Origin of the sequence: Cohnella sp. GCM10027633 (assembly GCF_042675445.1) — a bacterium.
Classification (GTDB): Bacteria; Bacillota; Bacilli; order Paenibacillales; family Paenibacillaceae; genus Cohnella.
The window spans coordinates 101,519-114,589 of sequence record NZ_JBHTGV010000006.1 but is presented as its reverse complement, the minus strand read 5'-3'; the positions used below and the strand labels follow the sequence as shown (position 1 = coordinate 114,589).

Annotated in this window: 7 protein-coding genes and 1 pseudogene; 5 read left to right on the top strand and 3 right to left on the bottom strand. The window is 48.7% G+C overall.

Features of this window, described 5'->3' with window-relative positions; genetic code table 11:
• Positions 1-130: 130 nt before the first annotated feature.
• On the bottom strand, positions 131-1,021 hold the full coding sequence (locus tag ACFQZG_RS16080; protein ID WP_378154255.1) for an AraC family transcriptional regulator: 891 nt from the start codon (positions 1,019-1,021) through the stop codon (positions 131-133).
• A 640-nt stretch (positions 1,022-1,661) separates the two neighbouring features.
• Here ACFQZG_RS16080 and ACFQZG_RS16075 point away from each other — a divergent pair.
• From ACFQZG_RS16075 to ACFQZG_RS16060, 4 genes are all read left to right on the top strand, one after another.
• Complete coding sequence (locus ACFQZG_RS16075; RefSeq protein ID WP_378154253.1) at positions 1,662-6,242, top strand: LamG-like jellyroll fold domain-containing protein; 4,581 nt, start codon at positions 1,662-1,664, stop codon at positions 6,240-6,242.
• 664 nt (positions 6,243-6,906) lie between these two features.
• The gene (locus ACFQZG_RS16070; protein ID WP_378154251.1) at positions 6,907-7,290 is read left to right on the top strand and encodes a recombinase family protein; all 384 of its coding nucleotides are present in this window, start codon (positions 6,907-6,909) and stop codon (positions 7,288-7,290) included.
• Positions 7,291-7,874: 584 nt separating this feature from the next.
• Positions 7,875-8,312, top strand: a complete 438-nt coding sequence (locus ACFQZG_RS16065) for a hypothetical protein (protein ID WP_378154249.1) — start codon at positions 7,875-7,877, stop codon at positions 8,310-8,312.
• A gap of 48 nt (positions 8,313-8,360) precedes the next feature.
• Positions 8,361-9,668, top strand: a complete 1,308-nt coding sequence (locus ACFQZG_RS16060) for a hypothetical protein (protein WP_378154247.1) — start codon at positions 8,361-8,363, stop codon at positions 9,666-9,668.
• Positions 9,669-9,732: 64 nt separating this feature from the next.
• Here the strand turns inward: ACFQZG_RS16060 and ACFQZG_RS16055 are convergent.
• Together ACFQZG_RS16055 and yhbH are read right to left on the bottom strand one after the other, a co-directional pair.
• Positions 9,733-10,029 (bottom strand): annotated as a pseudogene (locus tag ACFQZG_RS16055) (DUF444 family protein); the annotation flags it as partial.
• 332 nt (positions 10,030-10,361) lie between these two features.
• The gene (yhbH, locus tag ACFQZG_RS16050; protein WP_378154245.1) at positions 10,362-11,507 is read right to left on the bottom strand and encodes a sporulation protein YhbH; all 1,146 of its coding nucleotides are present in this window, start codon (positions 11,505-11,507) and stop codon (positions 10,362-10,364) included.
• Positions 11,508-11,727: 220 nt separating this feature from the next.
• On the opposite strand from yhbH, the gene ACFQZG_RS16045 reads away from it, so the two are divergent.
• Positions 11,728-13,047, top strand: a complete 1,320-nt coding sequence (locus ACFQZG_RS16045; RefSeq protein ID WP_378154243.1) for an ABC transporter substrate-binding protein — start codon at positions 11,728-11,730, stop codon at positions 13,045-13,047.
• The last annotated feature ends 24 nt before the right edge of the window (positions 13,048-13,071 follow it).

Sequence of the window (13,071 nt, the reverse complement as noted above, 5' to 3'; positions counted from 1 at the left end):
GCCTCAAATCCTTTGGGAGTAGGATGTTTCCGTTGTTCAGCAGGCTCTTGTTAGGAAGAGAGCACGTAAATTGAAAAACTGACGCCGGTAGAGCCGCGGCGCCAGTTTTTTAATTTCTTTCTATATGTACCTAACGATTCTTGGCGAATTTCCTGCGAAAGTCCGTAGGGGAGAGGCCTTCTTTCTTGGAAAAGACGGCGGAATAATGCGAAACGCTTTGGAAGCCCACCATATCAGAGATCTGGGAGATGGGAAAGGGAGATTGCAACAAAAGCCGTTTGGACTGTTCGAGGCGGTAATATTGAAGATAGGTCATGGGGGTCATACCGTAAACCTTAAGCATTACTTTAGCCAAATAATTGGGATGATAGTTCATTTTCTCTTGCAGCACGGAGTTCGTAATTTCACTGGCATAGTTCTGCCGAATGAACAACTCGATTTTATCGGCGAGATTAATCGCGGTATCGTTCATGGGCGAAGCTAAATCGCGATCCAAATACTGCAGCAACAATTGGAACGATGCTTGTCGCTTCCAGTTCCGAAGCGATTGCGGCTCGCGTTCCTGCTCGAAGAATATCTGGAGTACCTCTAAGGCTTTCGAAGACAGTTTCATGTGTTTCGGGAGGAAGATCGAGTTAACGTCGGCATGGTTAAGATACGCTAAGTTTTTGTGTTCCTCGATTAATACCATCTGATTACTCATGCATTCGTTCATATTGCTGCACAATTGCCAACTTCCGAAGGTTTGAAAATGAATCCAAATAATTTCCGTATCGGTAATGCATGGGGCGCTGCCATAATGGTGGCCATTGGGAAGCAGAATGAATCCTTCTCCCGCATGGACTTCCCAAGAACGACCGTTTTCTCCGATATGGAGTACCCCTTTACGGACTACGATCAGATCGAATACTCTTATGCAATTTCGTTCGATATGGGAATCTCCAACTCTGTAATTCGCATAACCGCAGTCTACGAAGTAGGGTATTGGCGGAGAAATGAAGTGTAAAATCGCAGTGTCCATTCTCGTTCCTCCCAAGGTTGAAATAGCTAAAGTAATCGTAGAAAAACGATTGTATCCAACAGGCCTAATTCGAATCATAGACTCCCTATGACCATTTTGGCAAGTCCCATAGCTGCAGATCAGGGAGAACGTCAAAATTCCATCGCGTTAGATGAAGAGGTTGAAAATACTATAAATTTGCGGCGAGGTCACATGCTCCACGCTCTCATTAAATGTAATAATTTTGAAACTAAGTATACGGTAGGTATATGTGCTATTCTCTTTCCTTTTCTCTGGATCTATTTGGTTGTAAATGTAAAAAAACAGGTTGAAAATTTGAATTTCAGTCACATGCGAATCTAGTACACTTGTATAAAGCGCTTTCATTTTGAAAGGAGGGGACTTCTACCCGGACGGTATCAGGCCAGTATATGGCTAACAGGCAATGGATTGAATCTTTACCCATCTAATTTTGAAATGCGAACAGGAGGATTTTATGAAAACGGTTAATAAAAGATTGATTTCATTAATTGCCGGATTTTCACTGATTTCCGGATTACTGCCGTTTGGGATTTACGAGGCGCCTTCCGTATCCGCCGCGGCGAACGTGATCGCCAATGATAGTCTTTCCGCTACGATCGGGGATTTAGGTCAGATTGAAGTGCTCAATATCAAGAACAACCCGTTGAACAAAAACAATGCCACAGTCAATTTCGTATTGCCGAACAATACATCGCCGCAGAATGACGTCCAGCACCAATGGATGGGCGAAATGCTGTTCTCCTACCGTACCGGCGACACGGCTACATTCCCTAACGACAGGACTGGCTTCGTAGAAGTCGATACGAACAAAACGCTAGCAGCGGGCGGATCGACCAAATATAACACCATCAATGCGAGCAACCAATATTTCACGAAGACGGCATCTTCGGACGGTAAGAGAGTCGAAGTCAATTTCATCGGACAGCCCCTAACTTCTACGACTGCCCGCACGATGAAAGGCTTCGACGCGAAGTCCGTATTCAATATGAATACGACCGACGGTTCGTTGGAGTGGGAAATCACCTTGAAGAACAAGAGCACCAAATATATCGAATTCGGCGATATCGGGTTGCCGATGCCGTGGAATAACAAATATCTGAATGTATCGGATACGTATGACAACCGCGTTACCGTGCATAACTTCGCCGGTGCCGATAGCGGGTATTCCTATGCGATCCGCACGAGCGGCGAAGGAAACTTCATGATGTTCACCCCAGTGCCGGAGAGCGGCGCGCGGATCGAATACGTCGATTATTGGTTGGGCGACACGGGCGAAGTTCGCTCCGGATCTCTGTACTCCAACTGGGTCGGCGACAGCGGCGGCTGGTTCCCTGGGCTGAGCGTTCTCTATATTCACTCCAAGGATATATCGAAGACAGGTCGCGGCTATTTCACGGATGCCACTAGCCTGGTTCTGGCGCCTCAAGCGGAAAAAACATATAAGTTCAAGTTCTCGGCGGTACGCGCAGGCGACAACACGCCGCAAACGAATGCCGCAAGCTCGAATAACGCTTCTACTTCGATGGAAGACCGCGAGAAAAACCTTCGTTCCATTCTATACAAATCAGGGATGATCGACGCGGTAGCGTTGCCCGGCTTCCAGGCCGCGATCAATATGCCCGTCAAGCTGGCTCTGCATTTCGACGATACCAAAGTAGATCTGCAGTCGATCCAGATCCAGAATGTCACCCAGAACGATCCTTACGATGCAGCGCATATCCCGGTCGTTAAAAATAATGACAGAGCCGGTATGGTCAACAACTCGCGTACCGGACGCGGGTTGCCTTCCGGAAACCCGGGATATACGAAATCCGCGACGTTCTTGGAAACCAAGGTCGTTAACGGCGAACAGTATCACATCTATGCGCTGACGTTCGACAATATCGGCAATAACAGCGTCCGCGTGAATTATAGTTTGAACTCCAACCCTGGGGTGAATAAATTCACCCAGTTCGAATTCAACATTCTGGCCGAGCTTGACCTAACCTCGCAAGCTCACAGCCAATTCATGGTGAATAGCACTCAGGATAAGGTCACGACGAGTCCGACCTTCGGGATCTATCGCGACTGGTACCTGACGACCGGTCTTGATACGGTGACGAGCCATTGGGGAGACGACTGGAGCCACGATAACATCAACTTCATGACGATGAAGAATTATCTCGATCCGAATGCCGGCGAACTCCAATCCATTGAGAACTACCTGATCGACTTCATGTGGAAGAACTATATGAAATATACGCAATCGTCCTTCACGGTCGCGAACTATCTCAATGCTTCCGGTATATACACGACGTCGAGCGCGCCTTACGTGCGGACATTCTCCGAAGCGATGGAAGCGACCGCATTCTTCAACATGTACCGGATCCAGAAGGCGTATCCGAATATGATCCAGTATCGCGAATCTCCGCAATTCTATCTGGAGAAGGCCTATGGCATCTACTATAACCGCGTCGGCGCAGGGGCAACCGGATTCTATGGCGAACAGCAAATTCCGGATCTGATCGAGGCGTTGAAAGAAGAAGGAATGACGACTCAATATAATAATCTCAGAACGAAGTTCGCTCAGAATAAAGCGACAAGCGTATTGAACGCTCGTTATCCTTACGGCTCGGAATTCGAATACGACAATACGGGCGAAGAAGGCGCGTATGCGGCGGCGAAGGCATTGCGCACCTACTACCCGACCGACTCGAAGGTAGCCAGCGCCTTGTCGGCCATGAAGGCAGCCGACTTGAAGACGCGAGCAATGCGCGGCATCCAGCCTAACTGGTACTTCTATTCCGTACCGGTATTCCGCGCCGGCGAAGGCTGGTGGAACTTCCAATATACCGCGTCTCTGGCAGGCTCCATCATGGACGATATGCTTCGTTATCAGGCTGACGGCAGAACCGCGGATCAGACGGCCGTCGCGCAGCAACGCAACTACGCGGCGAAGATATCGAACTTCAACGCCATCAATATGGGGCAGATCTCCGCTCAGTCCGTAGGCAGCAGCGCTTGGAGATTCAATGCTCACAAGGGCGGTACCGGCACCAAGAACGTATACGATGGCGGTACGCGCGTCATGAACAACGGCTGGCAGGACTTCTCCGGAGAATCGGAGGAAGGATTCTACGGCTCGCTACTCCGTATCAGCTCTGATATTGCCGTCGATCCGGTATTCGGGCTATTCGGGTATGGAGCAACGGTCTCCGACGCGGGCAACGCCTACAATATCACGCCTAAGGACGGGTTCGGCAAGCGGATCAACCTGATCAAGGAGAAAATCTACCTGACTTCGGAAAGCGACGAGATGACGAATGCGCTGATTCAAAAAGACGGCACGGCGATTACCCTTCAAATCGCGAATCTGTCTCAAAAAACGCACGCATCCAGAATTACGCTCGATGGGCCAGGCGTAGCGAATGGCTATTATACGATCAAGCTGAACGGCGCCAATGTCGGACAGTTCTATGTGCAGAACAATAAAGGCGTTGCGATGTTCCAGATGAGCAGCGCGCTAACGACCGCAGAAGTGATCATCGAGAAGGCAACTACAGGATCCAATCAAGCTCCGCAGGTGACTACGGAAGTGGTGAACGTAAATCGCCCGGTCAATACTCCGATTCTGTTGAACGGAATCGTGACCGACGACGGCGCGCCGAACGGCGCAACGACTTACCTATGGGAAGTCGTCAGCACTCCTGCAGGCGGTGCACTTAGCTTCACCAACAATAAAGCGGCAGTCACCAATGCCACCGGAACGGTAGCAGGCTCCTATACGGCTAGGCTTACCGCTAACGACGGTGCACTCAGCACCTCTAGCTTGCTGAGCTTCACGCTCGGAGGCGGCGGTGGCGGCAACAATGCTCCGATCGTGGATGCAGGGGCTAATGCGACGGTTAACTTGCCTTCCGCGATTACCTTGTCCGGTACGGCTACCGACGACGGCCTGCCTAGCGGCAGCTCGGTAACGACGACTTGGAGTCTGCAAAGCGGTCCTGGCACGGCTTCGATCGCGAACGCGAGCGCGCTGAATACGACGGCAACGGTCACCGTTCCGGGAACATACGTATTCTTGCTGACCGCGAGCGATTCCGCTTTGCAATCGACGGATACGGTAACGAAGACGGTCCAAGGTACGCTGCCTGACCAACTCGTTCGCTATGAGTTCGGCGAGACGAGCGGAACATCCGCAGCGGATTCGTCCGGTAATAGCAAGACGGGCACGCTGAACGGCGGCGCGACGTTCGCGGCAGGGCAGACGGGCAACGCGGTTGCCTTGAACGGTACGAACGGATACGTCAGCATGCCGAGCGGCATCGCCAGCGGTTCAGCGAGCGTGACGATCGCCGCGTGGGTGAAGGCGAACAGCTTAAGCAACTGGACGCGCATCTTCGATATCGGCTCCAGCACGACCAACTATATGTTCTTGTCGCCTCAACCGGGCGCCGCGGGTCTCCGCTTCGCCATCACGAACAACGGCAACGGTTCCGAGCAGCAGATCAGCTCGACGACCGCATTCCCGACGGGCGTATGGAAGCACGTCGCGGTCACGATCTCCGGATCGACGGGCAGATTGTACGTAGACGGCGTGCAAGTCGCGACCAATACGAGCATGACGCTCAATCCGTCCAGCCTTGGCACGACGACGAACAACTGGATCGGCAGATCGCAATTTTCCGGCGATGCTTACTTCAACGGTTCGGTAGACGACTTCCGTATCTACAGCAGAGCGCTTAGCGCTTCGGAGATCAGCGCACTCATGGGCGGAGGCACGACTCCTACGGACATCGCGTCGCAAGCGACGGCATCGACATCCTTCGTCTCCTCGTGGGAAAGCTTGGCGGGCTTGAACGACGGCTATACGCCGACGAGCTCGAACGATCGCGGCCATCCGGTGTACGGGAACTGGGATAATCCGGGTACGACGCAATGGGTGCAGTATACGTTCAGCGCGAACAAAACGATTTCCTCGGTCGACGTCTATTGGTTCGACGATAACGGAGGCATCGACTTGCCGGCTTCGTATACGATTCAATACTGGAATGGCAGCGCCTGGACGAACGTCGCTAGCCCATCGGGTCTCGGCTTGCTGGCGAACCAGTACAACACGACGACGTTCACGCCGGTTACGACGAATCAGATCCGGCTGAGCATAACGGCTAAATCTACCACGTCTACAGGCATCGAATCTTGGAAAGTTTACGGTAATTAATGTAGTCGGTTGCGCCCGCCGGGCCGGTCCTCTGGACCGTCCTGGCGGGCGTTTTTTCTTCTATATAAGGAGATCATCGAACCGGATGCCCACTTAAAACGAAAATAACCCGCCCAGGTTCGCGCCAGGTGACGGGTTATTTCGGATTTATTCATTAATAATCTGAGCTATCTCACTTAAAGCGTTTTGCAAGGGACGGCGTCGGCGCGACGTCTTTTTTTCTTATTGTAATTATAAATCATGATCTCTTTCTCCGCAATCTCATACCGCCGCTTCGCGTTTCTTAAAGAACGTCTTCAGCGCCGAGTAAATCTCGGCCTTCTCTTTAATCACGTAATACAGAACACTATTTCGACCTTCTCGTATTGCTTGCGCAGGAAGCGGCTCATCTAGAAGAAGAACGAGCGGGCGCAATATTTTTCGAAGGAGCCCATCGAGGTGTGTGTCTCATAATAAACGAATGTGACAAGTCGTCGCCAACATACGTTGAAGGAACGGAGGTATGGGATGGAGAGGCGATGAAGTTTACCTATACGGAACGGGAAGGCGAAACTCCGATTGAGGAGTGGTTGGTCGAGAAAGTAAAGGAATACGCGCTCAAAACCTATGGAATCGAAATCTTCGTTCACCTGCAAGAAGACGATCATAGGGGGAGGCGTGAGTTTTGTCTTCCACCCAAGGTCCTCTTTACGACTCGGAGGATCTTCTCATCTATTGTGATGAGGCCGCTTCGGGTTATTACACGAGCGTCTTTAATCGTACGGAAATGAAGCAAGCCATTAAGAATGCACGCGACAATAAGTTCAAACTTCTTGTTTTTAAGGAAGTCAGTCGCGTAGGGAGAGATAAGCAAGAAAACCCTGCGATTATCGGCATGTTTGAACAGTACGGAGTTCGCGTGGTCGCGATCCGTAAAAAGCAGAATCCAGAAAGTCACGAAGGATCAGATGGCGCTTTTTCAGCAAAGGGAGCTCTTTACCGTAGGGGTCTATACACGGAAGATGTTTGCGTTCAAACAGCAGATTCGGGCGGCGAACGAAGAGATTGATACATTAACTAGACTAGACGATAATCTAAGGAAGACGGATGATCAAGGCTCGATATTACGCGATCTCTTTGAGGGATTTCGGGAATTGAATGTGAAGGAGACGCAATTAAGAACTATCTTTCACGAGCTAATTAAGAGAATCGTTTATACGGACCGCCACCTTGAAGTGAGCTATAATTGACCATCAATGACGAAAGCTCCGCCGAAACCGGCGGGGCTTTGCGACGATTCAAATCCCATTCAAAAAACACAGATAGCTTTCAAGAAATATTAAATTCCGTGAATTTTATTTAAGTACTGAAACTAAATACTTTTTCAATTGTGTTACATAGTGAAGAAATAAAAACATTAGTGACGAACTCAACTTCTTCAGGTATTCAAAAGAGGTTACCATCGAGGATTGTGACAAAAGAACCATTTACAGATGAACCCAAAAATGGTATTGTTTGGTTGTTGAGATAAATTGAAAATTTTAATTTATCTTGACATTTTAAAAAACTATTTTTAGAGAATGGGGGTGGAATGCGAAGTAAGTATTTCTGATATTGGGGTCTGCGTAGACTAGGGTTGTTAGGAGATGAATTATGCTACATTTACGAGGACTATTCATTATTATCGCACTAACACTAGTTTATTGTTGCACAGCGTGTTCTGAAAAAAACGAAATTAATGTAGCCCAAGAGAGTTATGTGAAGTGGTACGAAAAAGAAAATGAATTAGAAGTATATGTAGTGGTATCTAACTCCACAAAGCATGATGTTTCATTTCAAGCATCGTTAATATTTCTTGATGAAAAACTAAAAGAAGCTGTGGGGTTAGAAACCGAACAATTGAAAACAGATGACAGAAATAATACATCGCCATTCCATTTAATTTCTTTCAATGAAACTGTTTTTCAACGAAAGTATAAAACACATAGTAAGCTCACACGCGAAATGTTGTCCGAGGGGATAGGTATTAAAATTACGGATCAACAAAAAACGTACACAATGGCAATAAAGTATGGAGAAATTCAGCGGTAACGAACAACAAATAAATTATTAATCCAAACAATCAATAGGAGTGAAAATATGAAAATTAAAAGTAAATATTCAAACTTAGGAAAAAAACTAATGGTGGCTACAATTTCTACAACATTTATTTTCTCTTCTTCTCTTAACGCAATTGCAGCACCTTCAATCGGAAATGAAAGTATCGAGCGATTTGATGTCTCGAAATTGGTACCTAAAAATTTAGCGAACTCTACGAAAGAATACGAAAAATTAAAAACAGCCGTGGCTTATGGAATTCTTGATACGGTGTTACGTGTAATTGCAGATAAGGATAGCGAATGGGCTAATCTCTTTAAGAATGGAAAACTTGATATTAAAAAAATAGTTCCAATATTAGATACTGATGATAACCTTTCGGAAGTGATGTTGGTTTATGGTACTGGGTACATAATTGTGGATGCAGATAGCGGAAACATAGTTCAATATTCTTATGGGCAGGTTGATGAGGAATATTTCGCAAAAAATGATGCCGTTTATGTTGAAGGTATTGAACATTTCTCCGTAACAAACGGTATAGTTGATGACGGTAACAAACAAGGAAAAAATATTGATGAAGTAAAAGCTGAAGCAAAAAAAATAGTAAAAACAAAGAAGGAAACATCCAACTATAAATGGAAAAAATTAGATAAAATAATGGAAGATACAGTATTACAAGGCTATGGAGCTAATGAAGGTACTTCTAGAAATAACTACATAACAGATCCAGTTGTATGGCTTCAAAATTATTATGGATCTGGCAAAGGCGTTATTTTAAATGATCAATATTCCTTAACCGTACCGGAGCTTGATCAGAATTCTAGCACCTATTCTGGGTCAAATGATTGTGCGTTGGTTGCAACATTAGAGATCATGGGATATTATCAATATCCGGCAATAACTCAGACTCAAAGGAATACAGCATATAATGCAATGAAGAATTCTTCCTATTATTCTAGCAGCAGCGGTGTATGGTACAACGATAACAACAACATATTTAAAATTGCCGTTGATGCAGTCGGAAACCCATGGAATACACAAAATAGTTCCAATGATGATGAATTATTCGCGGTACAAGATCCATATAATACACTGAAAAATAAATTACAAACATATGGTCCAGGGTATATCAGCCTTGATCAAAGCCCGTATAATAACCATACTTTAACCATTAAAGGCGTTCAAAATTATTCTGTTTATTGGTGGTCTGCTCAAGGAGCTTATTATTCGTATATTGAAAATTTTGCAATAATCAACGATCATTGGTCCGTGACGCCGACTACGGCCTATATTAGTCTTGCAGGAACCGGACAATCAACTTGGTATTACACCTTTATCCAAGTTGATTAACGTATAACTTCTATTGAATAAGACAGGGATGTAGGGCTTATCAAGCCTCTACATCCTTTTTTTACTAGTCGTATTGAAAAAACTGTTTCAATGCCAATAATATGTCATATTTATCCTTTATCACATAATATAGGAAGTTTTGATCTTCGATGTGCTTGTAGGCAGCCATCAACGTACTAGAGCGGTTATAATGGTTAACTTCAACTTACCCGAACATATTGCAACGTTTGGTCAGTTCAGCAATAAGCTTCACGCACCGTTCGTTGTTCGAAGTCAAATTGTCGGAAAAATGAATTGGGTAAATGTTGTACTCATTTTGCGGGTATCGTGAATCGATGATTTCCAGCGCTTTGACGATTACAAACGTACGTTCCCATTCTATTTGATCAATGGTAAAATGAAATTGTACAACCGCCTTGGGTGGGATTAGACTCGCCTCCTTCGTGAGGAGGTGATGCCTATGCAATTTTCGTTGGTTGAAGTAATTATGTTGGGGACGTTTTTACTTGCTCTCCTAAATTACTTAAAACGAAAATAACCCGCCCTCAGGTTAGCGCCAATGGGACGGGTTATTTCGGCTTCATTCGTATTACGGTCGGAGGTTTCCCACTCAAGCGTTGTGCAGGGGATGGCGTTTGGCGCGCCGTCCTTTTTCTAACCTGATTATATCTTTAATCCTCGCTTCCCACAAGTTCAAACCGCCGCTTCGCGTTTCTTGAAGAACGTCTTCAGCGCCGAGTAAATCTCGGCCTTCTCTTTAATCACGTAATACAGGAACTGCTGATGCTCCAGATGCTTGTAGGCCGACATCAGCGTGCTGGAACGGTTGTATTGGTTCACTTCTCCGTAGCCGAAAATATTCGACTTCTTCAGCATTTCCTGAATGAGCCGGACGCACCTTTCGTTGTCGCTCGTCAGGTTGTCGCCGTCGGAGAAGTGGAACGGGTAGATGTTGTATTGGGAAGGCGGGTAGCGGCTGTCGATAATCTCGAGCGCCTTCACGTAGGCGGAGGAGCAGATCGTGCCGCCGCTCTCGCCGCGGGTGAAGAACTCTTCCTCAGTTACTTCCTTCGCCTCGGTATGGTGCGCGATGAACACGATCTCGACCTTCTCGTATTGCTTGCGCAGGAAGCGGCTCATCCAGAAGAAGAACGAGCGGGCGCAATACTTCTCGAAGGAGCCCATCGACCCCGAAGTATCCATCATGGCCAGAATGACCGCGTTGTTATGCGGCTTCACGATTTCTTCCCACGTCTTGAACCTCAGATCGTCTGGCGAGATGCCGTGGATTTCCGGATGGCCTTCGCGCGAATTGCGGCGCAGGTTCTCGAGAATCGTCCTTTTCTTGTCGATGTTGGACATGATGCCCTTGCGCCTGACGTCGGTGAACCGTACTTCCCTCGAATCGATTTGTTCGCGTTCCTTGCGCTGCAGGTAAGGCAACTCGAGCTCCTCGAACAGCATCGTCTCCAGCTCCGCCATCGAGATTTCCGCTTCGACGACGTCCTCTCCCGGATCGGAGCCCGCGTCCTGCCCTTTGCCGCCTTGAGGCGTCGGGTCCACGCCGAGCACGTCCCCGACCTTGCTGTCCCCTTTGCCCTGACCAACGTGCTTCTTCTTATTCATATTGAAGACGAACCGGTATTCATCCAGACTGCGGATCGGGATCTTTATAATCTGGCGCCCATCCGATAGCACGATATTCTCTTCGCTGATCAGGTCGGGCAAGTTCTGCTTGATCGCTTCGCGTACCTTCTGCTGATGACGCGCTTGATCCTGGTAGCCCTTGCGGTGGAGCGACCAGTCCTCGCGGGACAGAATGAACGAGGTATGGTTCATGGGCAACCCCCTCTCGCTAATGTCAAAAACGGTTGATCGTAATCAATATATTCATCTCTAGCCAAACAATGTGTGCGCGTTGCGGGGGTTCGGACATTTCGTTGCATAACCCAAAAATATGTCCACTACGTCCAAAGCGACGTCGTATTTATGCCGCCCGCTTCCCGGTAAGATGAGACTCAGCAAGGGAAACGCACTCATCGATCAGGGGGAATCAGCTTTGAATAAAACAATTAAAGGCTTGACCACGCTCGGCATGACGCTTACGGTCGCATCGCTCGCTCTGGCGGGCTGCGGAAGCAACAACGGCAACAACGACAACGCGGGCAACAATTCGGGCAGCGCGTCTCCCGCGGCCAGCGGGCAAGCGAGCGAGCAGCCGGCGAAGGTCGAGAAGTCCGAGCTGCTGTTCTGGTCCCCGTTCTCCGGTGCGGACGGCGCGTTCATGAAGAAGATCGTCGATCAGTACAACGCCTCCCAAGACAACGTCAAAGTCAAATTCGTCATTCAGCCGAACGGCGAATATTACAAAATGCTGGACGTCGCGCTCGGCACGGCCAAGGATCGCCCGGACCTGATGATCATGCACGTGGACCAAATTCCGACGTACCAGAACAAAGGCCAGCTGCAAGCGATCGACGACCTCGCGGCCCAATCCGGTATCAACAAAACGGATTACGTAGACGCGCCGGTCCAATACTCGACGATCGACGGCAAATGGTACGGCATTCCGCTCGATATTCATCCGCTCGTGATGTACTACAACAAAGACTTGTTCGAGAAGGCGGGCATCGCTTCCGCGCCGACGAACCGCGCCGAGTTCGACGCCGCCGTCGAGAAGCTGACGGACAAGAGCAAAGGCACTTACGGCTACGTCGTACCGACGCTATGGCCGCAGCAATTCATCTTCCCGACGCTCGTCTGGCAGAACGGCGGCGAGCTGTGGAACGGTACCGACGTCGCTTACAACTCTCCGGAAGCGGTCGAGATGGTGCAATGGCTGCGCGGCCTCGTGGATAAAGGCTTCTCCCCGGGCAACGTGCAACAGGACGGCGAGAACACGCTGTTCCTGCAAGGCAAGAACGCCATCCAATTCAACGGTCCTTGGATGAAGAGCCAATTCGACGAAGCGGGCTTGAATTACGGTATCGCTCCGGTTCCGCAGATCGGCAAAGCGAAGCAAGCCGTATTCGCGGGCTCCCACAACTTCGTCGTACCGAAAGACACGACGGACCCGGCGAAGCTCGGCGGCATCGGCGACTTCCTGAAGTACGTCGCGTCCAACTCCCTCGACTGGGCGGTATCCGGTCAAGCGCTCGCTTCCAAGCCGATGCTCGACAGCGCGGACTTCAAGGCTCTGCCGCAAAGTTCGATCGCGGACAGCTTCTCCTACGTGCAATTCGCGCCGAACGTATTGAACTGGGGCCAGATTTCCGATCCGATCTGGGGCGAGCTGAGCAGCGCGCTTCTCGGCAAGAAGGACATTCAGAAGGCGTTGGACGACGCGGCCTCCAAATCCAAGCAAGTATTGAACAAGTAATCGCATGGAGGAGCAGACGGGGAG

Coding starts and splice junctions, on each gene's coding strand:
- ACFQZG_RS16065 (WP_378154249.1), top strand. CDS start 7,875: ATGCTACATTTACGAGGACTATTCATTATTATCGCACTAACACTAGTT.
- yhbH (WP_378154245.1), bottom strand. CDS start 11,507: ATGAACCATACCTCGTTCATTCTGTCCCGCGAGGACTGGTCGCTCCAC.
- ACFQZG_RS16060 (WP_378154247.1), top strand. CDS start 8,361: ATGAAAATTAAAAGTAAATATTCAAACTTAGGAAAAAAACTAATGGTG.
- ACFQZG_RS16080 (WP_378154255.1), bottom strand. CDS start 1,021: ATGGACACTGCGATTTTACACTTCATTTCTCCGCCAATACCCTACTTC.